Here is a 24,869-nt window from a genome sequence, read left to right as displayed (position 1 = left end):
TGCCCAATGCCCAATACCCAATACCCATTAACTAATCTCTAACAATATTTTTAAAACACCGCGACTCTGGGCATGTTCAAAAGCTGCAAGCCCTTCAATGAGGGGGTAGGTAGCATGAATTAGGGGTTGTACATCAACTTGTCCTGTAGCTAGGAGCTTGAGGGCTGGGGCAAAGGGGCCACAACGGGAGCCTATAAGGGTGATTTCATCTACTACTAACGAGGAAACATCTAAGCTGAGGTTGCCAGCATAAGTACTTTTAAGGACAAGCGTACCACGAGGACAGAGGGCGCGGCGGGCGATCGCAAATCCTTCTGGGTTGCCTGTACATTCTACTGAGATATCGAAATATCCATCTTTGACAGCATCAGCTAAACCAGTTTTAATCCCCCGGGCCTCTAAGTTGGCAAGTTTCTCTTGATGCCGCCCTACAGCTAAAAGTTCACAGCCAGTTAGCGCTAGTGTCTGGGCTACTAACTGCCCTAATTTGCCATCTCCAACCACTAACACGCGATCGTTTGGACGCAATGACACTTGCTGCTGAATTTCCAAAGCTGCTGCGATCGGTTCGGTAAATGTTGCTACTTCTGTTGGCACATTCTCAGGTACTAAATGTAAGTTATCTACTGGCAAACAAAGATATTCACTAAAGGCTCCATTCCGATTCACAATACCCAGAACTGTGCGATTTTCACAGTGAGTTGGTTGTCCACTGAGACAAAACCGACAATGCCCACACACAGCATTGATTTCTCCAACTACACGTTGGTTAAGTAAGTGTTCTGGCCCTTTTTCAACCACGCCAACAAATTCATGTCCCAAAATACCAGTGTAGGGATAGTAGCCTCTAAGTAGTTCCAAGTCAGTGTTACAGATACCCGCACGCAAGACGCGCACCAAAGCTTCTCCTGCTGGTGGTTCAGGAATGGGAATATCTGTACGTAGCTGCAACTGGTTATTTTCGAGCCAAAGTCCTTTCATTTTGCTTCACGTCCTTTACTTAATATGTTGTGACTACTACTTTCAAAAATCTTGATAAAATAATAAACCGACTCTATTGGCTTATATCTGTACGCCCATATCCACATTTAATTTTGAATTTTGAATTTTGAATTGTTAAGTCTCTGTACTAGGTATTTCTTTAGTTTTAGTTACATTAATTTTGCTTAACCAAGTAACCAAGTCTTGTGAATCAAGTGCTATCTCGCTTCCTAAAGTTTTGATATAAAGAAGTCCATCGCTAATGATTAAATCTCGGATGGGATACCATGAATCCCGTCTCCTGATCAGAAGTTCTAAGGGAATTCCTAGTCTTGAAGTATACTTGCGATACTTCCACCAAGCTCGCCATAGAAGTACAGATTTAGTACAGTGCATCTCATAGCCTTTGGGAACTTCGTAGTATTGATATTGATAGAAACCCCGACTATCAACTTCTCCTTTAAGGAGATAACTTGATTCTGCTAATACCTGATTTATCAATTCCCACTGGGATGATTTTGGAGAAATTGAGAATTCAGATAGTGTGTTAGATAGTTGGACGGTGGCAATCACGCCTTCAGATTTAGCAGTCAGTTGGTTGGTTTTATACACTGTTTGCGCTGTCAAAGCGGGATTTGACAATAAAACTTCTTTTTTCTGGATGGAGTTTTGCACAAACTCTCGAATTAAATCTAGATTAGATAACATAAAATTATTTATACTAAGTTAAGCAGTGTGATGGAAGCCACAACGGTACTTAAATTAGTCACTACGCTAGTTTTACACTTCAATCAGGATTATTACCGATTTTATTTATACTCAATTCTCTTTCTGACCAGGGCTTTATTAACTTTGATGTCGAAGATGTCGCCGCTTACTACTTTAGTTGACAAAATCAATGCTTTCAGATGCGAGAGCGGCGGATTAAATTTTTACACCTTCGAGAAAAGGTTGAAATACGGGAACTAATTCGGGACGACTAGCTACAAGGGTGGGAAAAGAGCGATCGCTATAATCTTCTCCCGATGACAACGGAAATGGTTCTGACTTCAGCGATAACCATACCCCACCAGCAGCCTGGACAATTACCCAAGCCCCGGCTATGTCCCAAACTTTTGGTGTCGCTTCAATACCACCCAATGTTGCCCCAGTCGCAACCGTCAAGAAGTTATAGCTAGCAACACCCAACATCCGAATTTTACAGGGAAAGCCCTTTTGGATAACTGCGGTGCTGCGAGAACAGAGGTTAAAAAAGTGATTGTTGCTGGGACTATCAACACTGGTATGGATGGGGTGGAGGTTGAGAAATGCTCCTATTGGCGTTGCTAAACCAGATGAACCTGGCCAAAAACCATGAAAAGCTTGATTTAAGGTTGGTGCGTAAACATACCCAAAAATGGGCGTGCCTCGATACAGTAAACCTAGAGATATTGTCCAGATGGGAATGCCGCGTGTGAAGTTGGTTGTACCATCAAGAGGATCGATTACCCAGCACCACTCAGTACCGGGAAATGATTGATCGCTCTCTTCGCTCAAAATCCCGTAACCAGAGAAAGTCGAAGCGATCGCATCCCGAATTTCCTGATCTGCCCATTTATCTGCTTGCGTCACCAAACTCCCATCAGCTTTTTGGTCAGCCTGTACTTTCCCAAAATCTTGCATTAGCTGTTTGCCCACTCTGGTAGTGGTAGTTTGGGCAAAATCAAGAATTGTTATCCAAAAATCATTCATTTGTCATTTATCATTTGCCCATGCCCAATGCCCTATACAGTTTAGTCTAAATCGCTTTCTAAAACTGAAGCGATTGCAAGCTTTGTACTTGTTTGAAATTCTGTAATGTTCACCCGATTCAGAAACCAAATCGACAGCACCATTCCCACGGCTTCTAGAACAAATACCAGTCCATAAGCTAGTTCTAGGCTTGGTAGAAACTTGCGTCCAATATCCAAGACTGTACCTCCGATTACCACCGCTATTCCTCTAGAAAGGGACTGCGCTAATCCCCATGCCCCAATAAATGTACCTGCGGCTTCTGCTGCGGTGAGATCCAACATTAAGCTAATTGCTGCTGTAGTTAAAAACCCCGTAGCTAAACCGAACAATACCAAAGCTAGTTTGAGAACTGCTGCATTAGCTGTGAATCCTGATATACCTAGCAATATTGCACAGAATGCTACTAACATACAGCCTAGACGTGCAGTTCTGCGCTTACCCAAACGCGGGACAATATAAAAGCCAGTAATTCCGTAGGCAATCAGTAAACCAGTTCCATAAAAAACATTTAATTTGGTACTTTCGGCTAGGGGCATCTTAAACACTTGACCCGCATAAGGTTCTAAAATCGGGTCTTGCATAAACAAACTGATAGTCATCACCAATAAAAAGGTGAAAAATATACCTGTTTGTGGGCTAGCTGTCAAGATTTTCCAAGCATTGCCTAAAGTAATGCTGTCTTCTCGGTTCACCAGTGTAGAACGGGTTGAGTATTGAGAGTACTTTTTTTCTACGCCCAATGTCGCTGCGATCGCTAAACCAAATACAATTGCTGGGACGATAGTAAATAGCCTGGTGATAGATGCCTGTAAGGTTTCTAAGGTTGCTTCTGGCGTTAACTGTTTCAGCAAACTGGCACTGATAATTGCCCCAATAATAATCCCCACCATTAGCATCGACCAAACCACACCAACTACTTTAGAACGGTTATCTTCTTCAGATATATCCACCAACAAAGCAGCAAAGGCAGTACCGCTAGCAGAGATTCCTAGACCGTAGATAGTAAAAACTAAAGCTAAAACTGCCGTCCAGCCGATTGTTTGAGTTGTCCATGTCCAACCACCTGCACTGCTTGCGGCAAGATTGAGTTGCCATATTACTTGTATAGCTAAAAAGGCTGCGATCGCAAATATTGCCGCACCTACCCAAACATAAGCTGTGCGGTGGTATCCCCATAACGGCTTGGCATCGGAAATCTGGCCAAACCAGACACGGGAAGGAGCAACAAATAAAGGCAGTGCTAGAACTACTGATACCAGCGTCGCCGGAATTGCTATTTCTTGAATCATGACTCTGTTGAGTACGCCCAAAGTCAAAATAGACATCATGCTCAACCCCATTTGAAATAAACCCAGCCGGAACATGGTTAGCAGGTTTACCCTTGGCACAGATATGGATTTTTTTTGGGTATCAAATACTTCACCGCTTGCCATAGTTACTTTTTTGTATGGTTTATTGGATTTAATCTCTCTTATTTAAATAAAGATAAACCCTACCCGCTCAAAATCAGCGAACGAAAAGTGGAAGTTGCGATTGCAGTTATTTAGCAAGCAGCTATACTCCCCAATTAGCAGAAGCTTCAGCCAAGTTAGGATTAATCTTTATGGCTTGGTTGTAATTTGCATAGTTTACCGCCGCAGGCATCGCATAACTAGAGAATTTTAGGATGAAGTAGTGAAACGAGACTCCATTTACTATCAAATTTTTAAACGCTTTCCTGGGTTACTCTTTGAACTGGTTGATAATCCTCCTCTGGAAGGGCAAAAGTATCGATTTGAATCAGTTGAAGTCAAAGAAACCGCTTTTCGCATGGATGGTGTGTTTTTACCTCCAGAGGATGCAACATCTAGAGCGATCTTTTTTGCTGAAGTTCAATTCCAAAAGGATGAAGCCCTTTACCATCGGTTCTTTACCGAGTCGATGATGTACCTGAACCGGAATCGTTCTCAGTACGATGACTGGTTCTGTGTAGTAATTTTTTCATCACGCTCTCTGGAACCAAGCGATCAAAAAACTCATCGAATATTTCTCAACAGCGACCAAGTGCAGCGAATCTATTTAGATGAGTTAGGCGCGACTAATCAGCAGCCAATAGGTATCAACTTGATGCAGTTGACTCTAGCATCGGATGAAGTTATGGCAGAGCAAGCAAAGCAATTAATTGAGCGAGTAAAATTAGAGGAAACGGACACACTGCCGAAAAACGAAATACTAGACATCATCACCACGATCGCCGTTTATAAGTTTTCTTCGTTGAGTAGAGAGGAAGTTGAAGCTATGCTGGGACTAACTTTAGAGCAAACAAGGGTTTATCAGGAAGCGAAAGCCGAGGGTCGAGAAGAACGGGAAGCTGAAATTTTGAAACTTACCGTGCCTCTGTTACTAAAAACAGGGATCAGTTTGGAGCAGATTGCTCAACACCTGAATGTTGATATAGAAGATGTTCAGATCGCAGCACAGTCAAACACATAGAATTGTCAGATTTGGGTAAAACAACTACTGAAGTTCATTTGATCATTGCCAGCATTTCAATTACTTTCTGGTAATCTTGTGTTTTACCTTGTTGCTGATATAAATCAGCAGCTTTTTGTAAGTCAGCGATCGCCCCTTGCTTGTCTCCCAAGTTAAAGCGGACACTTCCCCGGTTGTCGTAGGCTTCGGCATAGTTGGGATTAATCTTCAGGGCTTGGTTGTAATCAGCGATCGCACCCTGCTTATCTCCCGACTTCATACGGGCAAAACCTCGGAAGCTGTAGGCTAGAGCATAGTTAGGATTAATCTTCAGAGCTTGGTTGTAATCACCGATCGCTCCTTTAATATCCCCCGACAGCATACGAGCACCACCTCGGTTACTGTAAACTTCAGCATAGTTAGGATTAATTTTCAGAGCTTGGTTGTAATCAGCGATCGCTCGTTTCATGTCTCCCGACAGCATACGGCCAACTCCTCGCATATTATAGGCTTCAGCATTCTTTTCGTTAACTTGTGCTAACAGTGTTGAATCTACAGCACTGGCTGGTTTAGCTGATAACAAAATCGGAGTGCAAGCAATTATAGATAAAGCAGAAATTGTGGCTACAGACTGAAGAAAGTGCCGCATAATACCCTGTTGATAACATCCTGAATTTTAAATACAACAATTTTCAGAGCAATTTCGCAAAAAATGCCATTGGAATCCAAGAGAATTCGTAATTGTATTGAGGCAAAGTTTGGGCAAGGTAAAAGAAGATTTAGCCTCAATCTGGTAATGGCGAAACTATCTCATACTTCTCAAACTCCAATTGCTATTACACCTCGGCTGCGCTCGGTGTAACCCTGAGCGGAGTCGAAGGGTTACTTTTTTAGTGATGAATCTTTCTACTCACCTGTCAAGGTTTTTTTGTGCTTTTTTATATCTATTTTTCAAAAATAAAACTTTTTTGCAATCTTTTATAACTGAAAGTTATCATCTTGGTAGTTATAGACAACAAACACTTGTATTTGACTTTGTTTGAATAACTAGTCAACCCTCCTCTTACTTTTTCAGCAAACCCTAATTAATTCCCAATCCCCAATTCCCCTTTTTGTCATCAAATCTAGAAAACTTAATAATAAAAAGCACAAGAGGGTGTAAAGACCCTTAAAATAATCAGGATTTGTATTCTCGTACTTCAAGGCAACGACTATGCCCCGCCGTGATGATCTCCAGAAGATTCTATTGTTAGGCTCTGGCCCAATTGTGATTGGACAAGCCTGTGAGTTTGACTACTCTGGCACTCAAGCCTGCAAAGCGCTGCGAGAAGAAGGCTATGAAGTGGTTTTAGTCAACTCCAATCCTGCAACGATTATGACCGATCCAGAAACGGCCGATCGCACTTACATTGAGCCGTTGACTCCAGAATTGGTCGAAAAAGTCATTGAGAAAGAACGCCCCGATGCTTTACTACCAACGATGGGAGGACAAACCGCCCTCAACCTCGCTGTTGCTTTAGCTAAAAATGGTGTGTTGGAAAAATATGGCGTTGAGTTAATTGGCGCTAAACTACCAGCTATTGAAAAAGCCGAAGACCGAAAACTCTTTGGTGAAGCAATGGCCAGGATTGGGGTAGCTGTGTGTCCCAGTGGTACAGCCGAATCTTTGGAAGAAGCCAAAGTTGTTGCTCGTCAAATTGGTACTTATCCTCTAATTATTCGTCCAGCTTTCACAATGGGAGGAAGTGGAGGCGGTATTGCTTACAACCAAGAAGAATTTGAAGAAATGGCACAGGTAGGTATAGATGCTAGTCCTGTTTCGCAAATTCTCATTGACCAGTCTTTACTCGGCTGGAAAGAATATGAACTCGAAGTGATGCGTGACCTAGCAGATAACGTGGTGATTATCTGCTCCATCGAAAACCTTGACCCGATGGGCATTCACACTGGGGACTCTATTACCGTCGCTCCCGCGCAAACCCTCACTGATAAAGAATATCAAAGGCTGCGGGATATGGCAATTAAAATCATCCGCGAGATAGGTGTGGAAACTGGCGGTTCTAATATTCAATTTGCTGTTAATCCGGTTAATGGCGATGTCGTCGTAATTGAGATGAACCCCCGCGTTTCCCGTAGTTCGGCTTTGTCTTCCAAAGCTACGGGTTTTCCCATCGCTAAAATTGCTGCAAAGCTAGCTGTAGGCTACACCCTGGATGAAATTCAAAATGACATCACCAAGAAAACTCCCGCATCCTTTGAGCCGACAATTGACTATGTAGTAACAAAAATCCCCCGCTTCGCCTTTGAAAAGTTCCCCGGTTCCGACCCAGTGCTGACAACTCAAATGAAGTCTGTCGGGGAAGCGATGGCAATTGGGCGGACTTTCAACGAATCCTTTCAAAAGGCACTGCGATCGCTCGAAACAGGACGCGCTGGTTGGGGTTGCGATCAAGCTGAGAAATTACCTAGTGGTGAACAAATTCGCGCCCAACTACGGACACCTAACCCCGATCGCATTTTCTCCGTGCGCCATGCCTTACAACTAGGGATTAGTGCTGAGGAAATCTACGAACTAACTGGTATCGATCCGTGGTTCTTAGATAAATTTCAGCAATTACTAGATGTCGAGAAATTCCTGAAGCGGACACCCTTGCAGCAATTGACAAAAGAGCAACTTTATGAAGTGAAACGGGATGGATATAGCGATCGCCAAATTGCTTATGCCACCAAAACCACCGAAGATGAAGTTCGCGCTTATCGCAAATCACTAGGAATTATCCCAGTTTACAAAACTGTAGATACCTGCGCTGCTGAGTTTGAAGCCTTTACCCCCTACTATTACTCTACCTACGAAGAAGAAACAGAGGTAATGCCCGCAACCAAGCCCAAAGTGTTGATTTTGGGTGGTGGCCCTAACCGCATTGGGCAGGGAATTGAGTTTGACTATTGTTGTTGTCATGCTGCTTATGCCTTGAAGAAAGGGGGGTATGAGACAATTATGGTCAACTCCAACCCAGAGACAGTTTCGACAGATTACGATACTAGCGATCGCCTTTACTTTGAGCCTTTAACCAAAGAAGATGTCCTTAACATCATCGAAACGGAAAATCCAGTGGGGGTGATTGTCCAGTTTGGCGGACAAACCCCGCTAAAGTTGGCTATCCCATTACAAGAATTTCTTAACAATGACACATCAGGACTGAACACTAAAATTTGGGGAACATCGCCAGATTCCATCGACATGGCAGAAAACCGGGAGCGGTTTGAAAAGATTCTCCAACAGTTGAATATTGCCCAACCGCCGAATGGGATTGCGCGGAGTTACGAAGACGCGCTGATTGTCGCTAAACGCATTGGCTATCCGGTAGTGGTGCGTCCTAGCTATGTGTTAGGCGGACGGGCGATGGAAATTGTCTATTCCGATACTGAGTTGGAACGCTACATGAGCTTTGCGGTACTCATAGAACCAGAACATCCGATTTTGATTGATAAGTTTTTAGAAAACGCCATTGAAGTCGATGTAGATGCGATCGCCGATCGTACTGGACGAGTCGTCATTGGTGGTATCATGGAACACATCGAGCAAGCCGGGATTCACTCAGGAGATTCTGCTTGTTCCCTACCTTCCATTTCCCTATCACCAGCAGTTCTCAATCAAATTCGCACTTGGACAGTGGAGTTAGCACAAGCGCTTTCAGTCGTGGGATTAATGAATATTCAATTTGCGGTTGTGGGTGCAAGTAGTTATTCTCCACAAGTTTACATTTTAGAAGCCAATCCTCGCGCCTCCCGCACAGTTCCCTTTGTCTCTAAAGCAACGGGCATACAGTTGGCAAAATTAGCATCCTTAATTATGTCGGGTAAAACCCTAGAGGAGCTACATTTCACCGAGGAAGTTATTCCTACACATATTGCTGTAAAAGAAGCAGTATTACCCTTTAATAAATTCCCAGGAACTGATACAATATTAGGCCCAGAAATGAGATCCACTGGTGAGGTAATGGGAATTGATACCGACTTTGGCCGGGCCTTTGCCAAAGCGGAACTGGGTGCGGGGGAGCGTCTACCACTGACTGGAACTGTATTTGTATCAATGAGCGATCGCGATAAAGCTGCCGCTAGTGCTGTGGTGAGAGAATTTATCGATTTGGGCTTTACAGTGATGGCTACCCTTGGTACACGGCGAGTTCTTCTTGAACAGGGGTTAAATATTGAATTAGTGTTAAAACTCCATGAAGGCCGTCCCCACGTCTTAGATGGAATCAAAAATCAAAAAATCCAACTTATTATCAACACACCTTCCGGGGAAGAAGCCCACACTGATGCTAGGTTAATCCGCCGCACAGCTTTAGCTTATAAAATTCCCATCATTACTACCATTGCCGGCGCAAAAGCTACCGTCGCCGCTATCCGTTCTTTACAAAATACCACTTTAGACGTAAAAACCATTCAAGAGTACTGCCCGATTACGAAGGAGTAGGGGAGTAGGGAGCAGGGAGTAGGGAGCAGGGAGCAGGGGGCAGGGAGCAGAGGAGGTAATAAATAATGCCCAATGCCCAATGCCCAATTCCCAATTCCCAATGCACAATGCCCAAGAAAATTAAGTAATTGTTATGAGGGAATGACTATAGTTCTCATTAGATATACCTTAGCAAATATGAGGGAGCTTATGTTAGCCAGATAATTTATTAAATTACCTTCTATTAAGCCTTGAGATAGAGGGCGAGATTGTATGAACTGGAACAACCAGGAAATTTAATGTCGCCATATAGCCAAATCATTCTCATAAATGTTACAATTGTTAATAAGACTCCAATAAAAAAAATGTTTAAGAAGCTACCTTTTATCTAACTGTAGATACTTGTGAAAATTAGGAAATAACTGTAACTTTTAGCAGTTAAGAAGCCTAAATTTGATTATTATGAGCAGCCGAGTTTCTCGGGCGCGTAAGTTGCTAACCATAGCATAGGTTCCCAGTCTGACTGGGTAGCACCCTAACTAAAGCATCTATCCCTTAATGACCCTACCGCCAAACCCATCATTACCAAAGAGTAGCGCCATGAAGACCGCTCAGACAGCCACAGACCTCGTGCGGACTTACCTGCGTGAGATTGGCCGTGTGCCACTCTTAACACACGAGGAAGAGATTTTTTATGGTAAACAGGTGCAACGTTCCTGTACTTTGCACGAATCAAGAGAATCTCTTGCCACCCAGTTAGGTCGTCAACCGACTTTAGAAGAGTGGGCTAAAGCGACAGATTTAGAACCAACAGCATTGAACGAAGCGATCGCTGATGGTGAGATTGCCAAGCGTAAGATGGTAGAAGCCAACTTGCGGCTGGTAGTTTCCGTTGCCAAAAAGTACATCAAGCGCAACGTCGATTTACTGGACTTGATCCAAGAAGGTAGCATTGGTATGCAACGCGGCGTTGAAAAGTTTGACCCCACCAAAGGGTACAGATTTTCTACTTATGCCTATTGGTGGATTCGCCAAGCTATTACTCGCGCAATAGCCGAAAAAGCGCGTACCATTCGGCTGCCCATTCATATTACTGAAAAACTAAATAAGATTAAAAAAGCACAGCGCCAATTATCGCAAAAATTGGGACGCGCTCCTACAGCTGGTGAGCTAGCTGAAGAATTAGAATTGACCCCTAAACAAGTACGAGAGTATCTAGAGAAGGCGCGTTTGCCCCTTTCCTTAGATTTGCGGCTTGGTGATAACTACGACACCGAACTGGGAGAAATGCTGGAAGATCCAGGAGCATCTCCAGAAGAGTTTGTTATGCAATCTTCCCTATCTTATGACTTAGATCGCTTGATGGGGGATCTTACTCCACAACAGAGGGAAGTAATCACGTTGCGTTTTGGTTTAACTGATGGGCAAGCGCTGACTCTGGCTAGAATCGGTGAAATACTGAATATTAGCCGCGAACGAGTCCGGCAAATTGAGCGGGAAGCTTTAACCAAACTTCGTAAGTCTAAAGCTAACATGGGTGAATATTTGGCAAGTTAGGGGAAAGAGACGCGATTAATCGCGTCTGTACAGGAATTAGAAGAGACGCGATTAATCGCGTCTACAGGAGTGAGGAGTTTTTAATTAACTTCTCACTCCTTACTTTATTTGTTAGGGTGAGAAAATACGCCGACTTTGGTACGGTTACACCTACTTCCACCAGAAAGCGAGGCTGTTACATTAGTTGATAGGCAGACAAACAGTTAGCTAAGTCAAATCCAAAACAAGAATTTAGTATTTAAATCACAAGCACCATAGCCAGTAGTGGTAGTTAAGGAGCTATAAAATGAGTAACCCATCCAATCGTGTCTCGGAATTTTTCAATAGCGAATCAGAAACTAGTGATTTACTATGGCAGTACGTTAAATCCTTGAGTCCAGAGACAGTTACCCAGCTATCTAAACCTACATCTGCCGAAGTTTTTCAGGTGATGGAACGGAATATTACAGGACTATTGGGTAATCTACCTTCAGAACATTTTGGTATTACCGTCAGCACCAGTCGGGAAAGTCTAGGCCGGCTTTTAGCTTCTGCTATGATTAGTGGTTATTTCTTGCGTAATGCTGAACAGAGAATGAATTTTGAACTCGCCCTACAAGGAACTGAAACCAACAACAGCGAAGTTGACTAGAAATAAGTAGTCGGACATAATTAAATTCATTGGTAGAGATAGGGAACAGGTTACAGGTTAGAGGAAAAAACTTGTGTAATTAATTCTGTCTGATTACTTATAGAACTTAGCAAATTTTTTATTGTTGGTCTGATAGCTAGTCACAGTCACAGCGATAGGAATTAAAAATAATCCTCTGCGAAATCTTTGACCCTAATTTTTAAACGTATATCAGTTAACCTTTTTGAAAAGATCCAAAACAGTGACGCATTAAGGTTGAAATCTAATAAATCAGAACTCGGCAGAGTTAAAACTAGTCTGCCGAGTTTTGTTGTTAATCATCTCTCCCTCTTGTCAATCAATTTTATGAGTGAAATCAATTCTTTCCCGCCCCATAAAATCATTGGTGTTGCAGTAATTTGGAATGACCAAAAGCAAATTTTAATCGATCGCCGTCGTCCAGAAGGAGCAATGGGTGGTTTGTGGGAATTTCCTGGGGGTAAAATTGAGCCTGGGGAAACTATCCAGGAGTGTATTCAACGGGAAATTTTGGAAGAACTGGGAATAGTAATTGAAGTAGGAGAGCATCTGATTACTATTGACCACACCTATACAAATTTGCGCGTCACTCTCACAGTACATCATTGCTGCCATGTTACAGGTATTCCCCAACCTCTGGAATCCGATGAAATTCGCTGGGTAACTTTGGAAGAACTAGAGCAGTTTAACTTTCCGAAAGCAAATACTCAAATTATTACTGCTTTAAAAGGGAATTAGGAATTGGGCATTGGGCATGGGGAATAGGAAAGAGTTTTTTAATACTCGTGTCCTATGCCCAATACTTATCTATGAGAGGCTGCGCCAACGGCTGACTTCGGAGACTACGGGAACGCTCAGTACAATGCCCAATGCCCAATGTCCCATGCCCCATTCCCAATTCTCAATACCGTAACAATCTATTAATTGCATCAGGTTGAGTCCCGCAATTTTCTACAATAGGCGGAGGGACTTTGATTAAGGGTGTCAGCAAATAAATGCCTAAAACTGTTGCCGATGTGATGAGCCGCGATCCGATTGTTGTTCACGCGGAAACTCCACTGAAGGAAGCTATCCAAATTCTCGCAGAACGCCACATCAGTGGACTACCTGTTGTGAATGATGTCGGGAAGTTGGTGGGCATTATCTCAGAAACCGATTTGATGTGGCAAGAAACTGGTGTTACTCCACCTGCGTACATTATGTTTCTTGATAGTGTTATCTATTTAAAAAATCCTGCTACGTATGACCGTGATTTGCATAAGGCACTAGGGCAAACTGTTGGGGAGGTGATGAGTAAAAACCCGATCGCTATTTCCCCTGATAAAACTTTAAAAGAAGCCGCTACAATCATGCACGATCGCAGCATTCACCGCTTGCCAGTACTTGATGACACAGATCAAGTAATTGGTATTCTGACTCGTGGTGATATTATTCGGGCAATGGCAGCAAGTCAAGATTAATCAAAAGTAAAGACGCGATTAATCGCGTCTGTCTTTTTTACACCTTTGAAAATCAAGGATAACTAAATGAGTATTACTTCGGAGTCTGTTAAGCAATTACTCAGTTCTGAGGATTTAGGCGATCGCTTACGTGCAGTAAATCAAATCCGCCAACTGGAACCTGCGGTTGGCTTTGAATTGATTCAAACTGCCATTAGCGATCACAATTCCCGTGTCCGTTACTCGGCGGTGAGTCAAATGGATACATTGGGATCGCAAGATTTACAATTATCTTTGGATATCTTGCGCGATCGCTTGCTTCATGACTCCGAAGTAGATGTCCAAGCAGCAGCAGCAGACTGTATAGGCGCACTTCAACTACATGACGCTTTTGAAGACTTACAAGAGGTTTACCACAAGACTGATGAATGGCTAATACAATTTAGTATCATCGCTACATTAGGAGCATTAGGCGATCCACGAGCCTTTGAATTGCTCAAAGAGGCACTTTCATCAGAAACCGAATTAGTGCAAACTGCTGCTATTAGTTCTTTCGGTGAATTGGGAAATGTAGAAGCAGTTCCCCTCTTAGCACCTTATGCTAACAATCCAGATTGGCAAATGCGTTACAGAGTTGTACAAGCGCTGAGTCTTTTGGGTGGTGCAGAAGCCAAATCTATATTAGAAACATTGGCGAATGATGAAGTCGAAGCGATCGCGAATGAAGCCAAAAGTTTTTTGCAATCGGTTTAAGTCTATCTTAGGTTAATGAAAAGTCATCCTTAAATAGATTTGTCTGACGATAAAAAAATTCGACCTGATTGGAAAAATTTTGTATTCCAGCCAGATCGAATAGATGAATTAGAGTTACTTTTAGTTGCTAAAAGTAACTTTCTTATATTTAGGATAAGTCTATAGAGCGAAACTTTTGCGGCGGCGAGATATAACCATGCCAGCACCAACTAAACCCAAGCCTAGCATTGTGGTTGGCTCAGGAACAGTGGTGAGAGTTAACTGGTAAGTGCTTGAAGCTCCAGAAACAGAAGCGCTCAGAGCGCCCCTCGCAATAGTTTGTCCATCGAAATTAAATTTCCCCGTAATCCCCGCTACGTCCAAAATGGTATCATCAAAAATCTGAGTTCTAGTAACTACAGAATCATCTAGGTCAAAGCTAAGAAGGGCAGTAGTGCTACCCAGGGTTCGCGATCCGAAATTAATGAATGGAGTGTAAACGCCTGTAGAGTATTTAGCTATTGTGCTTGTTAAATCACTTATCTTGGTTAAATTTAGAGTCTTAATGGTAATACCTGTGCCTGATAAGGTTGGTGAGAAGGCTGCAAAATCACCGCTAGGACTACTAACACCATCAACATCGGTAAATGTAATACTAGTAGTAGCTGGATTGCTTCCATCATTAGGAACAACAGATGTACCATTAAGACCAATACTCCCACTCAGGGTTACAGCTTGAGCAGACCCAGCAGAGGTAAATAACCCCGCAGTAGCTAACGGAATTACAGCAGTAACAGCTAAAGTTGCATTTAGTAATCTAGATTTAAAACTAATCATTGTTCTTTGAGGCTCCTAGTAATAATCTTAAATCAGGCAATTGCTTTACTTTTAATCTCAGTAATTTATGGAAAATACTGTCAGTGAAAGCGAAACTTGCGTGATCTATTTCTTATCTCCATAAAATCACATAGATTTGAGGTACGCAAGGTTTACTTAGTTGTCCTCATCACATCTTTAAATAATGTGTCATCTTCATAAAATTTTAATTGCTTGTATAACTGGTCTTCGTATATTTTTCATTCTATAGGGTTTTAGAGAGGCTCTGGATGACGGCAAAACCAGCAAGAAAAGCAGGATTTACCCTGATTGTGACAGCAATGTAAAGATCGCATCCCTACCTATGTATAGGAATCCGATTTTATTTTGAAAGCATTACGTATACTTAAGGCAAGAGGTAACTAATCTTTCCCTCTTGCCTGAAAATCTTAAGAGCCAAATACTTGCGGCCAAGTTGTGACAACAAAAACTACCACTGCGGCGATCGCTAATAACCCTTGAATCAAATTTCCTACCAAAGATCCGACTATAATTCCTATACCAGCTTTAACCGCCAACCTAAATTCACGTCGGTAAAGATACTCACCAATAATTGCTCCTAAAAGCGGGCCTAGTAAAATTCCTAACAGTGGCCCCCCAAAAGGCAAGGTTGGCAATAGTCCCAAAAATCCCACCACCAAACCGACAATTGCGCCAATTTGTCCCCACTTGCTAGCTCCAGCTTGTTTTGCTCCTACATAGCTAGCTAAAAAATCCACTCCAACACTGAGGAGTAAAACAATAATTGTCACAATTAAGGGAATCTTGATAGCTGCGAAGGAACTACTAACGATTCCCCAGACGATAATTGCAATTAAAATTAAGCTGCTACCAGGAATGGCTGGAACTACAGCACCAATGATACCTAAAACCATTACGGCAATTAATAGCCAATAAACAATTTGCATTGATAAAATTGTAAATTTACAAATTTCCGAGGCGCACAGATATACGCCTCTACTGTATATTCTATCTGAGTAAGATCGTAGGGAGGCTTACGTCAAAATAGCTAACTGAACTTCCTAAATACTCCAAGATAAAACTCAAAACTTATGACGAGAAAAATTTTAACTGGACTGAGTTCAGCAGCTTATGAACACCCTTTTGATCGCAAAGCCTTGGCTTCTTTGCAAAATATGCCTGGTGTTTCTTTGCTACTCAAAAAAATTAACGAATACGGCATTGATCGCTTACTCAGGCTGCAAAGCCTTGGTAGTGAAATTAGAATTTCGTCCCGAAATTTTCCCCAATTATATGAAGCATTTGTCGAAACTTGCCAAATTCTCGATGTTGCTCCACTTCCTGAACTGTATCTGTTTCGAGGTACAGGCCACATTGAATCTTACATTATTGGGGTGGAAAAACCTCTTGTTGGGATCAATTTAGATGCAATGGAGTGGCTTGGCGCAGATCAGTTGCTTTACGTTTTTGGACACGAAATTGCTCGGATCAAGAGTCAGCACATGGTTTATCACCAAATGGCAATAGTGATGCCAACTTTAAAAAATTTATTAAGCAGTACTACGCTGGGCGTAGGTGGCTTGCTAGCTGGGGGGATGGAATTGGGTTTATATAATTGGCGAATGATGGCTAGGTTTACTGCCGATCGGGCTGCAATGCTCGCTTGTCAGGATATTGACGTAGCAACTATTACACTGATGAAACTTGCGGGTTTACCAGATGAGTATTTGACTGCTGCTGTAATTGAAGACTTCCTTGTGCAAGCTCGTGAGTTTGCAGCTAATAACTTTGATAGTGTGGATAAAGTCACTAAAATATTAAGCTATACAGAATCAGGGCTTTCTTGGGTAGTTATGCGGGCTGGCGAGTTATTAAAATGGGTTGATTCTGGAGCTTATGATAATTTAATTCAACAGATAAATTTAAATACACCAGAAGAATCGGAAGACAAAGAAGAGAAGACACCAGAAGAGAAGGAAGGGTGGAATTTTTTGACTTCTTGGTGATGGAAGGTCAGGGAGTATGTCAAGTGGCTTAATTGGATAAAGTAGAGTTAAGACTAACGGCTAATTTATCAGCAATTCCTGCAATCCAATTTTCATCTTGTTTGGTATAACTACGAGGAGCATTTGCTCCCAAAATTAATACACCTTGGTTGCCAATAGGTTGACAAATTACACCTTGAGTATTCTCTGGCAAATAATCAAATTCAAGTCTACCCGGATATATTTTTAGAGCTACTAGATAAATCGGCTTTTGTTTTTCGAGTACCTGTTTTAAGATTACTCCTGGCACAACTTCAGATTTAGTACCCAGAATCCCACGACGTAATAAAACTTTGCCTTGGTAATAAACCACTAGCGATCGCGTTACTGTATTAGTCAACAATAAGTGAGATGCCCAGGCTAACTCTGTTTTCACGGCTTCGGGTAAATCTGCTGCTAGTACAAAACCAACTTCACCAATTAATTCTACAATATCAGGCGATCGCGGCTGAACTTGCTGCCAAATTAAACCCGTCAAAATTAACACTGCACTCAAAATCACGCCCACCACATCACCACGCGATTGTGACTGGGTTAATTCCGGTGTCAATAAACGGTTAATCAACAAAAGTACAGCGCCTAGCCCACCCACAACAAGGGGTAAACGCCGCAAAACTCGATTGTCATTTGTCATTTTTTATTGGGAATTGGGAATTGGGCATTGGGCATTGGGCATTGGGCATTGGCAATTAATTAGTTATTATTTCTCCTTCTGCTCCCTGCCCTCTGCTCCCTGCCCTCTCATCTCCTTACTCCTCGCCTGGTTCAATAATTCGCTGGAAAAGATAACCAGTTCCCCTCGCTGTGAGAATCAATTCTGGGTTGCTAGGATCATCTTCTAACTTTGCCCGCAAACGTGATATATGCACATCTACTACACGGGTATCTACATGACGTTCTGGTGTATAACCCCAAACTTCCTGCAAAATTTCTGAACGAGAAAAAGCTTCTCCAGAGCGACTGACTAACAACTCTAACAAGCTGAACTCCATACCTGTCAATCGAATCCGCTCATCGCCTTTGTAGACTTGTCGTTTATTTGTATCGATCCTAATGTTAGCGACATGGATCACCCCAGAGCTAGGAATGCCAGAAGCACTATTTTTATCTACACGCCGCAGTACTGAGCGAATCCGAGCTTCTAACTCCTTGGGAGAAAATGGTTTAACTACATAGTCATCAGCACCTAATTCTAATCCAGTGATGCGATCGGCTACATCACCCAAGGCTGTTAGCATAATAATGGGGACATCTGATTCTTTTCGTAATTCTTGACATACACCATAGCCATCTAGCTTTGGCATCATTACATCTAAAACTACCAAGTCAGGCTCAGTTTTGCGAAAAATTTCTAAAGCTTCTTCCCCATCGCCAGCAGTCACTACATCATAGCCAATCATGGAAAGGCGCGTTTCCAAAATCCGGCGAATGCTGGCTTCGTCGTCTACCACCAAGATTTTTTCTTTATGGCTTTCCAAATTTTTCAACGCTCCCTAACTAAAAATTTACATGATTAATTTTTAATACCATAATATTAAGATATCATTCCATCAATTGATTTGGAAAAAGCTCTAAATACTACTATGATTGGTTTTTAGTTTTTCCCAAGAATTAAGTAAATATTAAGAATATTTAATAAAATTTAAGAATGGCAAAGCCAAAAACATTTTTCACTTGTAATGAATGTGGAGCAGAATCGCCCCAGTGGTTTGGTAAGTGTCCAGCTTGCGGTACTTATAACTCTCTAGAAGAACAAATTTCTATACAATCCTCAGTAGATGTACCCAGTAGAGGAGGAGTAAGTAGTTGGCAATCGGCTCAAAGCAATGGCAAATCTCACTCTAAACCAGCTAAAGCACGAGCCTCTTTAACATTTGACCAAATTACCGATCGCCAAATTGCCCGATGGCAGTCTGGTTATGAAGAATTAGATCGGGTGCTTGGAGGTGGGATTGTCCCCGGCTCTATGGTGCTGATTGGTGGTGATCCTGGTATTGGAAAATCTACTCTATTATTGCAAGTATCAAATCAATTAGCGCAGAAATACCGCATACTTTACGTAACTGGTGAAGAATCGGGACAGCAGGTAAAATTACGAGCTTCTCGTTTGGGAGTATCAAAACCCCTAAGTGTAGTGAATGAGGAGGAGGTAACAGTAGTAGAGACTACACTTCCCATAGATCCTGACAGTATAGGTGCTGATTTATATGTACTGCCAGAAACAGATTTAGAAGAAATTTTACGGGAAATAGATTCTCTAAAGCCAAACGTGGCGGTGATTGATAGTATCCAAACGGTATTTTTCCCGGCGCTGACTTCTGCACCCGGTTCGGTAGCTCAGGTACGGGAATGTACAGCAGCACTGATGAAGGTGGCAAAACACGAAGATGTCACTATGCTAATTGTGGGACACGTCACCAAAGAAGGAGCGATCGCCGGGCCAAAAGTTTTAGAACATTTAGTAGATACAGTATTGTATTTTGAAGGCGATCGCTTTGCCTCTCATCGATTATTACGGACAGTCAAAAATCGCTTCGGTGCAACTCACGAAATCGGCATCTTTGAAATGGTAGCCGAGGGATTGCGAGAAGTCTCCAATCCCTCAGAGCTATTTTTAGGCAACCGTGACGATCCCGCTCCCGGTACGGCTATTGTCGTGGCTTGCGAAGGAACTCGCCCCATAGTTGTGGAATTGCAAGCCCTTGTAAGTCCCACCAGCTACCCTTCACCCCGTCGGGCTGGTACTGGGGTAGATTATAACCGCTTGGTGCAAATTCTCGCCGTCTTAGAAAAACGGGTGGGAATTCCCATGTCAAAGTTAGATTCCTACGTTGCATCTGCGGGTGGGTTGAACGTGGAAGAACCCGCAGTAGATTTGGGAATAGCGATCGCAATTGTAGCTAGTTTCCGCGATCGCATCGTCGATCCCGGTACAGTATTAATCGGTGAAGTTGGCTTAGGTGGACAAGTGCGATCGGTTTCTCAAATGGAACTGCGGTTAAAAGAAGCTGCTAAATTGGGATTTAAAAGAGCGATCGTGCCAAAAGGAACAAAATTTCCCGACCTGAATATTGAAATATTACAAGTATCTAAAGTAATAGATGCGATTATCGCCGCCATCCCGCATCAAGAATTGACAGCCGACGATTTAGAACCCGACGAAGAGGATGTAACTATATAGCCCGATCTTTTTAAACAGAGTTGAGAGGATCTAAAACAATCACTCTCCATTTCTCCTCTTTCTCTGTGTTGCGCCAGGTGCTACAACGGGGGGAACCCCCGCAACGCACTGGCTTCTCTGCGTCTCTGTGGTTCGTAATTTATTTCTTGTAAATCTACCACCCCAAAGGACAACCCACCATGACAGCCCTCACCCAAGACTACCAAATCACTTGGGAAAAACTACCCGATGATTACAAACTCCCAGACGATCCAGTGGACAACATCAACCAACCAGCCTTAGCTGCTGCGCTCACAGAAAGCCTACAATTAGCCGGAAAAATTTCAGCTAACGCCCTAACAACAACTAATTACGGCATTTGTGCCACTCTGAACAACAAAATGGTCATTAAAGCCCCTGATTGGGCTTTCATTGCCAAAATTAATGTTAGCAGAGAAGAAGTAACACGCAGTTACACACCTCAATTACAGGGTGATATTCCCGTAATTGTGATGGAATTTATTTCAGATACACAGGAAACAGAGTATTCTATTAAAGCGACATATCCGCCAGGAAAATGGTTTTTCTACGAGCGCATCTTAAAAGTACCAAATTACGTCATATTTGAGCCAGACAGAGGTAGTTTCGAGATGTATCGGTTAGACAACACAGAACAATACATTTTGCAAGAGCCTGATGAAAATCAACGCTACTGGATACCGGAGATGAATCTTTACCTTGGAGTGCGGGAAGGAAATCGTGAAAACCGCATAGGAAAGTGGTTACGGTGGTGGGATGAACAAGGAAACCTTCTACCTTGGGGAACAGAATTAGCTGCACAAGAACGCCAACGTACTGAACAAGAACACCAACGCGCCGAACGACTAGCAGCACAATTGCGGGCTGCGGGAATTGAACCAGAGGTGTAATTGAAAACCACAGATCCCCGACTTCTTAAAGAAGTCGGGGATCTTGTTTTTCACAAATGATTAAGTAGGGCTGAATACCAGTTGTTAGACACAATGAGGTTTGACAAGTGCGATCGCAATAGCTTTATTGAGATTGAATATACTGCTTATTTATTGCCTAAAATCTCCCTTGGCAAAAACGGATATGTATGGTGTGCCAAAATAAATATCAGTAAAACTACGGTCTTTACCAATGGCGTGGAATCCAGGGCAGAAGTTGTTTGGCGATCGCTACATCATCGAGAGAAAATTGGGTGAAGGTGGAATTGGTATAACTTATCTGGCAAAAAATCAACGCGGTGAATTGCGAGTCATCAAAACCCTCAGAGAACAAATCCTCAATCATCCCGCCTGGATAAGCAAGCAAGATAAACTACGCCAAGACTTTCGAGATGAAGCTTTGCGGCTGGCTTTGTGTCGCCATCCTCATATTGTGCAGGTAGAAAACGTCTTTGATGAGGTTAATTTGCCATGCATGGCAATGGAGTACATCGAAGGTGAAGATTTGGGTAAGCAGATAACCGAAAAAGGTGCTTTACCGGAAGCCGAAGCACTGCTATACATCAGGTAAATTAGCGACGCTTTAACCTTAGTTTACGAGAAAGGCTTACTGCATTGGGATTTAAAGCCGAGTAACATCATGATGCGTGCGGGTAAACAAGAAGCAGTGTTAATTGACTTTGGTATTGCCAGACAATTTATTCCCGGTGGAGTTTTACAGCATACAGAGAATCTTACCCCTGGTTATGCTCCACCTGAGCAGTATGTCCCCGATGCTGAACGGGGGGAATATATTGATGTTTATGCCTTAGCTGCAACGCTGTATTCTTTGCTGACTGGACAGTTGCCACTTAACGGGTGACAACAAGGCTAAACAGCTTGTTTCATAAGGGATAGAGCTTGGAAACCGCGTTGAAAAAAGAGGCGTTTATGAGGCTTGAGTGCTATTAAGTTCAGAGCTAAATCTGCCCATAATTCCATGCCATAGATCCATAGTTGTCCGTAGAGAGCAAAGCTAAAATCACTCTGACGTGGGGTCTGTTCATTGTGTTGTTGAATACGTCCATCATTTGTCTCGATACTGAATTGTTTCATCAGTTGACCGTGCATAGTAGCCAAACTATAGGCAATTACAATCAATAAGACTAAGGCTAAAAAACGAGTCTCATTCACTTTGGCATCCTCTAAATTATAACCAACTGTTTTACAATCCTTAAAAAATTGCTCAATTCCCCATCGGCGGTGATAGAGGCATAAAGTTTGTTGGAGAGTGGGCAGATTAGTCAAGATATACCAAGGTTCTTTTGGTTCATTTTTTCGATATTTTCTCTTCCAATAAACAGCAATATTAAATAAACCCAATTCATCCCCTTTACCACATTTGACTCCTACATAAAACTCTGACATCCCCGGCTTAAATCCAAGGTGTTTAAGAATTTTATATTCTTGTTGATGTGATTCCTGGAAGTGAAGGTCTTTTTTCTGACGTAAAGCAAAGTATAATCCTTTATCAGAGAGCCACTTGGCTAGTTTTGGGCTATGAAATTCTCTGTCGGCTAACACTACAATCCGACGGTTTTTTAACAATTTTATCGCCGTATTTATCAATCGCTTTTGTGTTGTTAAATTACTGTTACCCACATGATTTAATGTTTCCCAATACAGTGGCAAGGCATGAGTTCCCCATACCAACGTCACCATAAATATATTCCGTCCTTTCCACTGTGTACGATCTACTGCTATCATCCAATAACCATATTTCTGATGGTTTTTTTTGTTTAAATAACGGCGTTGTTCTCGATTAACTCCCTGTTCTTTTGACGATTTTCTAATCCAATATTTTATCAATGGAAACCAAAATAACTTAACGCAGAGTTTCCCGATTACTAAAAATCTTTGTAGGTTGCGTTTTCGGCTTTCATATGTAATTGGTTGCGGAAATACGCTTGCCAATTTTGATAGCTTCACTTACCGATGGGCTTGTATTAATAATAACAATATATCCAGCGTCAGATACTGCTGTTCACTCAAATGCTTTCGGAAGATTTTTTGATATGATGATGGCAACATTTTGTTTTTTGGGGGGCTTCTTTCCCCCTATTTTTTTACCACTTTATTTTCTCAAATTGTTGCCAAATCTCATCTTCAGCCACCTTGTCATCCGTTAAGTAATTTGTCAAAGAGTCGCACATCGTAAAGATATTTATAGAACTTTTCCTTGATACAATATCTTTATAGAAACACATATCAATAAATCATATCGCCCTAAGTATGACAACTGTAATTGCTAGACCATCATCCTTTCTTGGCAGTATCAAAATAGAAAAGCTAGATAAGTTTAATCTGTTCAAATTTAATGATGAACTGCAAGCACGGATGGAAGAACTTTTAGAACGCAAAAAAGCTGATTTACTAACTTCAGAAGAAGTTATCGAACTTGAAGAAATTGGAGAATTAGATAGGATTTTCACCCATATAAATGCAATGCTAGTAGCTCAAAAATGATGATTGATGATGCTACTAAAGAAATTGTGCGAAGACGAGCAAATTATCTATGCGAGTATTGCCATTCTCCAGAGCGCATTTCCACAACTAGATTTACAGTAGACCATTTGATACCAAAGTCTATTGGTGGTTCTGACGAACTTAATAATTTAGCCTTGGCTTGTCGTCGTTGCAATGAACGTCGCTACAACTTTGTAGCTGGATATGACTCAGAGACTCAAGCAATAGTACCCCTATTTAATCCTCGTCAACAAATTTGGTCAGAGCATTTTCTGTAGTCAGCAGATGGTAGGACAATTGTCGGAGTTACCCCCACTGGTAGAGCAACCTGCAAGCGACTTGATATTAACGATGAACGCTATCCAGAAGATGATTCCATTAGGAGTGATCGGGGTTTTTGGGTTCAAGCTGGCTTACATCCTCCTAATGAAGATCGAAGGGCAAAGTATTGAATAATCAAAAATATGACTACCTATTTTAACTATATCCCTCAATCCGATCCGCCGCTTCCTCCTTGGGAAACCTTACCAACAATGTATGATTTACCAAGCGACAACCCAGAGGAACCAGGTTTGCCAGACGATTTTCATTTTTTACAGCCCTTACTTTTATACTTAACTTTTCAGCCCATTAACTGGAATCCAGAATTAGTTTACAGTGCTGCTCACCTTAATCTTTACTATGATTTAGAGCATCCTTTGTGGTATAAGCGCCCAGATTGGTTTGGTGTAGTAGGTGTAAAAAAACTATATAAAGGGCAAGATTTACGGTTAAGTTATGTGACTTGGCAAGAACCAGCAAATCCCTTTGTGGTTGTTGAGTTATTATCTCCAGGTACAGAAGACGAAGATTTAGGCACAAGAAGAGAGAGTGCAGCAAATAAACCTCCTAGCAAATGGGAAGTTTATGAACGAATTTTGCGGATACCCTACTATATTGTTTTTAGTCGCTACACAAATGAACTGCGAGTATTTCAGTTAGTCGGCGGTCATTATGAACCGATGAATTTGACCCAAGGGCGCTTACTAATGCCAGAGATAGATTTAAGTTTAGGCTTATGGTAGGGTTCATTTCGAGATATTGAAAAGTTGTGGTTAAGGTGGTTCACTTTGGCAGGAGAATTAATTCCTGTACCCACAGAAGAAGCTGCTGCTGCTACCAAACGAGCTATGATTGCCGAACAAGAAGCTACAGCAGCTAAAAGAAAAGCAGAACAATTAAGTAGGTGGGCGGAGGAAAACCTAAATGTGTAAAGCAATGTTAACAAGGAGAATGATTGTTAAATTTGAAACGTTCTGTACGGTAATTATTTT

23 protein-coding genes and 4 pseudogenes are annotated in these 24,869 nt (G+C 42.1%); 16 read left to right on the top strand and 11 right to left on the bottom strand.

Annotation, left to right across the window (positions count from 1 at the left end):
* Positions 1–27 precede the first annotated feature (27 nt).
* From V7K38_RS01205 to V7K38_RS01190, 4 genes are all read right to left on the bottom strand, one after another.
* Positions 28–981, bottom strand: coding sequence for an MDR/zinc-dependent alcohol dehydrogenase-like family protein (locus V7K38_RS01205; protein ID WP_334854894.1), 954 nt, complete (start codon positions 979–981; stop codon positions 28–30).
* 135 nt (positions 982–1,116) lie between these two features.
* Entirely contained in the window at positions 1,117–1,689 is a 573-nt protein-coding gene (locus tag V7K38_RS01200) for a hypothetical protein (protein WP_334854892.1), read from the bottom strand.
* A gap of 216 nt (positions 1,690–1,905) precedes the next feature.
* A complete protein-coding gene (locus V7K38_RS01195) occupies positions 1,906–2,712 on the bottom strand; it encodes an inositol monophosphatase family protein (RefSeq protein ID WP_334854891.1) in 807 nt (268 codons plus the stop codon).
* Between the two features lie 41 nt (positions 2,713–2,753).
* A complete protein-coding gene (locus V7K38_RS01190) occupies positions 2,754–4,187 on the bottom strand; it encodes a BCD family MFS transporter (RefSeq protein ID WP_334854889.1) in 1,434 nt (477 codons plus the stop codon).
* A 241-nt stretch (positions 4,188–4,428) separates the two neighbouring features.
* Here V7K38_RS01190 and V7K38_RS01185 point away from each other — a divergent pair, with 241 nt between their 5' ends.
* Entirely contained in the window at positions 4,429–5,226 is a 798-nt protein-coding gene (locus tag V7K38_RS01185) for an Rpn family recombination-promoting nuclease/putative transposase (protein ID WP_334854888.1), read from the top strand.
* 34 nt (positions 5,227–5,260) lie between these two features.
* Here the strand turns inward: V7K38_RS01185 and V7K38_RS01180 are convergent, their stop codons facing one another.
* Positions 5,261–5,854, bottom strand: coding sequence for a tetratricopeptide repeat protein (locus tag V7K38_RS01180; protein ID WP_334854887.1), 594 nt, complete (start codon positions 5,852–5,854; stop codon positions 5,261–5,263).
* Between the two features lie 57 nt (positions 5,855–5,911).
* On the opposite strand from V7K38_RS01180, the pseudogene V7K38_RS01175 reads away from it, so the two are divergent.
* The 5 genes and pseudogenes from V7K38_RS01175 to mutT form a co-directional block, all read left to right on the top strand.
* A pseudogene (locus tag V7K38_RS01175) lies at positions 5,912–6,248 on the top strand (transposase); the annotation flags it as partial.
* Positions 6,249–6,418: 170 nt separating this feature from the next.
* The gene (gene carB / locus V7K38_RS01170; RefSeq protein WP_334854885.1) at positions 6,419–9,685 is read left to right on the top strand and encodes a carbamoyl-phosphate synthase large subunit; all 3,267 of its coding nucleotides are present in this window, start codon (positions 6,419–6,421) and stop codon (positions 9,683–9,685) included.
* A 579-nt stretch (positions 9,686–10,264) separates the two neighbouring features.
* Positions 10,265–11,221 carry an RNA polymerase sigma factor, RpoD/SigA family gene (locus tag V7K38_RS01165; RefSeq protein WP_334854884.1) on the top strand — a complete coding sequence of 319 codons (957 nt, stop codon included), beginning with the start codon at positions 10,265–10,267 and terminating at the stop codon, positions 11,219–11,221.
* A gap of 286 nt (positions 11,222–11,507) precedes the next feature.
* Positions 11,508–11,852 (top strand): DUF760 domain-containing protein, encoded by a 345-nt coding sequence (locus tag V7K38_RS01160; protein ID WP_334854883.1) that lies wholly within the window; start codon positions 11,508–11,510, stop codon positions 11,850–11,852.
* 345 nt (positions 11,853–12,197) lie between these two features.
* Complete coding sequence (gene mutT, locus V7K38_RS01155) at positions 12,198–12,608, top strand: 8-oxo-dGTP diphosphatase MutT (RefSeq protein WP_334854881.1); 411 nt, start codon at positions 12,198–12,200, stop codon at positions 12,606–12,608.
* A 69-nt stretch (positions 12,609–12,677) separates the two neighbouring features.
* Here mutT and V7K38_RS01150 read toward each other — a convergent pair whose 3' ends face one another.
* Positions 12,678–12,800 carry a hypothetical protein gene (locus V7K38_RS01150; RefSeq protein ID WP_334854880.1) on the bottom strand — a complete coding sequence of 41 codons (123 nt, stop codon included), beginning with the start codon at positions 12,798–12,800 and terminating at the stop codon, positions 12,678–12,680.
* Positions 12,801–12,865: 65 nt separating this feature from the next.
* Between V7K38_RS01150 and V7K38_RS01145 the strand changes: the two genes are divergently transcribed.
* Entirely contained in the window at positions 12,866–13,330 is a 465-nt protein-coding gene (locus V7K38_RS01145; RefSeq protein ID WP_334854879.1) for a CBS domain-containing protein, read from the top strand.
* A 66-nt stretch (positions 13,331–13,396) separates the two neighbouring features.
* Positions 13,397–14,062 carry a phycobilisome degradation protein NblB gene (gene nblB, locus V7K38_RS01140; RefSeq protein WP_334854878.1) on the top strand — a complete coding sequence of 222 codons (666 nt, stop codon included), beginning with the start codon at positions 13,397–13,399 and terminating at the stop codon, positions 14,060–14,062.
* Positions 14,063–14,221: 159 nt separating this feature from the next.
* Here the strand turns inward: nblB and V7K38_RS01135 are convergent, their stop codons facing one another.
* Together V7K38_RS01135 and V7K38_RS01130 are read right to left on the bottom strand one after the other, a co-directional pair.
* Positions 14,222–14,878 (bottom strand): PEP-CTERM sorting domain-containing protein, encoded by a 657-nt coding sequence (locus tag V7K38_RS01135; RefSeq protein ID WP_334854877.1) that lies wholly within the window; start codon positions 14,876–14,878, stop codon positions 14,222–14,224.
* Positions 14,879–15,306: 428 nt separating this feature from the next.
* Positions 15,307–15,825 (bottom strand): DUF456 domain-containing protein, encoded by a 519-nt coding sequence (locus tag V7K38_RS01130; RefSeq protein WP_334854876.1) that lies wholly within the window; start codon positions 15,823–15,825, stop codon positions 15,307–15,309.
* Positions 15,826–15,969: 144 nt separating this feature from the next.
* Here V7K38_RS01130 and V7K38_RS01125 point away from each other — a divergent pair, with 144 nt between their 5' ends.
* Complete coding sequence (locus V7K38_RS01125; RefSeq protein WP_334854875.1) at positions 15,970–16,884, top strand: M48 family metallopeptidase; 915 nt, start codon at positions 15,970–15,972, stop codon at positions 16,882–16,884.
* A 28-nt stretch (positions 16,885–16,912) separates the two neighbouring features.
* Here the strand turns inward: V7K38_RS01125 and V7K38_RS01120 are convergent, their stop codons facing one another.
* Both V7K38_RS01120 and rpaB read right to left on the bottom strand, forming a co-directional pair.
* Positions 16,913–17,557, bottom strand: coding sequence for a cofactor assembly of complex C subunit B (locus tag V7K38_RS01120; protein WP_334854874.1), 645 nt, complete (start codon positions 17,555–17,557; stop codon positions 16,913–16,915).
* A gap of 115 nt (positions 17,558–17,672) precedes the next feature.
* Positions 17,673–18,401: a response regulator transcription factor RpaB gene (rpaB, locus tag V7K38_RS01115; protein WP_334854902.1), complete on the bottom strand. Its 729-nt coding sequence runs from the start codon at positions 18,399–18,401 to the stop codon at positions 17,673–17,675.
* A 170-nt stretch (positions 18,402–18,571) separates the two neighbouring features.
* Here rpaB and radA point away from each other — a divergent pair, with 170 nt between their 5' ends.
* The 4 genes and pseudogenes from radA to V7K38_RS01095 form a co-directional block, all read left to right on the top strand.
* A complete protein-coding gene (gene radA / locus V7K38_RS01110) occupies positions 18,572–20,104 on the top strand; it encodes a DNA repair protein RadA (protein ID WP_334854873.1) in 1,533 nt (510 codons plus the stop codon).
* Between the two features lie 179 nt (positions 20,105–20,283).
* Positions 20,284–21,012 (top strand): Uma2 family endonuclease, encoded by a 729-nt coding sequence (locus tag V7K38_RS01105; protein WP_334854872.1) that lies wholly within the window; start codon positions 20,284–20,286, stop codon positions 21,010–21,012.
* Between the two features lie 93 nt (positions 21,013–21,105).
* Positions 21,106–21,309 (top strand): hypothetical protein, encoded by a 204-nt coding sequence (locus tag V7K38_RS01100; RefSeq protein WP_334854871.1) that lies wholly within the window; start codon positions 21,106–21,108, stop codon positions 21,307–21,309.
* Positions 21,245–21,904, top strand: a pseudogene (locus V7K38_RS01095) (serine/threonine protein kinase); the annotation flags it as partial. The gene V7K38_RS01100 and the pseudogene V7K38_RS01095, both read left to right, overlap by 65 nt.
* A gap of 17 nt (positions 21,905–21,921) precedes the next feature.
* Here the strand turns inward: V7K38_RS01095 and V7K38_RS01090 are convergent.
* Positions 21,922–23,121, bottom strand: a pseudogene (locus V7K38_RS01090) (IS4 family transposase).
* Between the two features lie 201 nt (positions 23,122–23,322).
* On the opposite strand from V7K38_RS01090, the gene V7K38_RS01085 reads away from it, so the two are divergent.
* From V7K38_RS01085 to V7K38_RS01075, 3 genes and pseudogenes are all read left to right on the top strand, one after another.
* Positions 23,323–23,556: a hypothetical protein gene (locus tag V7K38_RS01085; RefSeq protein ID WP_334854870.1), complete on the top strand. Its 234-nt coding sequence runs from the start codon at positions 23,323–23,325 to the stop codon at positions 23,554–23,556.
* A complete protein-coding gene (locus V7K38_RS01080) occupies positions 23,553–23,834 on the top strand; it encodes an HNH endonuclease (protein WP_334854869.1) in 282 nt (93 codons plus the stop codon). Before V7K38_RS01085 ends, V7K38_RS01080 begins: the two co-directional genes overlap by 4 nt.
* A 186-nt stretch (positions 23,835–24,020) precedes the next feature.
* Positions 24,021–24,809: pseudogene (locus V7K38_RS01075) on the top strand (Uma2 family endonuclease).
* Positions 24,810–24,869 lie beyond the last annotated feature (60 nt).

This window comes from Nostoc sp. (genome assembly GCF_036917465.1).
Lineage (GTDB): Bacteria > Cyanobacteriota > Cyanobacteriia > Cyanobacteriales > Nostocaceae > Nostoc.
The sequence above is the reverse complement of the archived record's forward strand: the minus strand, read 5'-3'. Positions and strand labels throughout refer to the sequence as shown.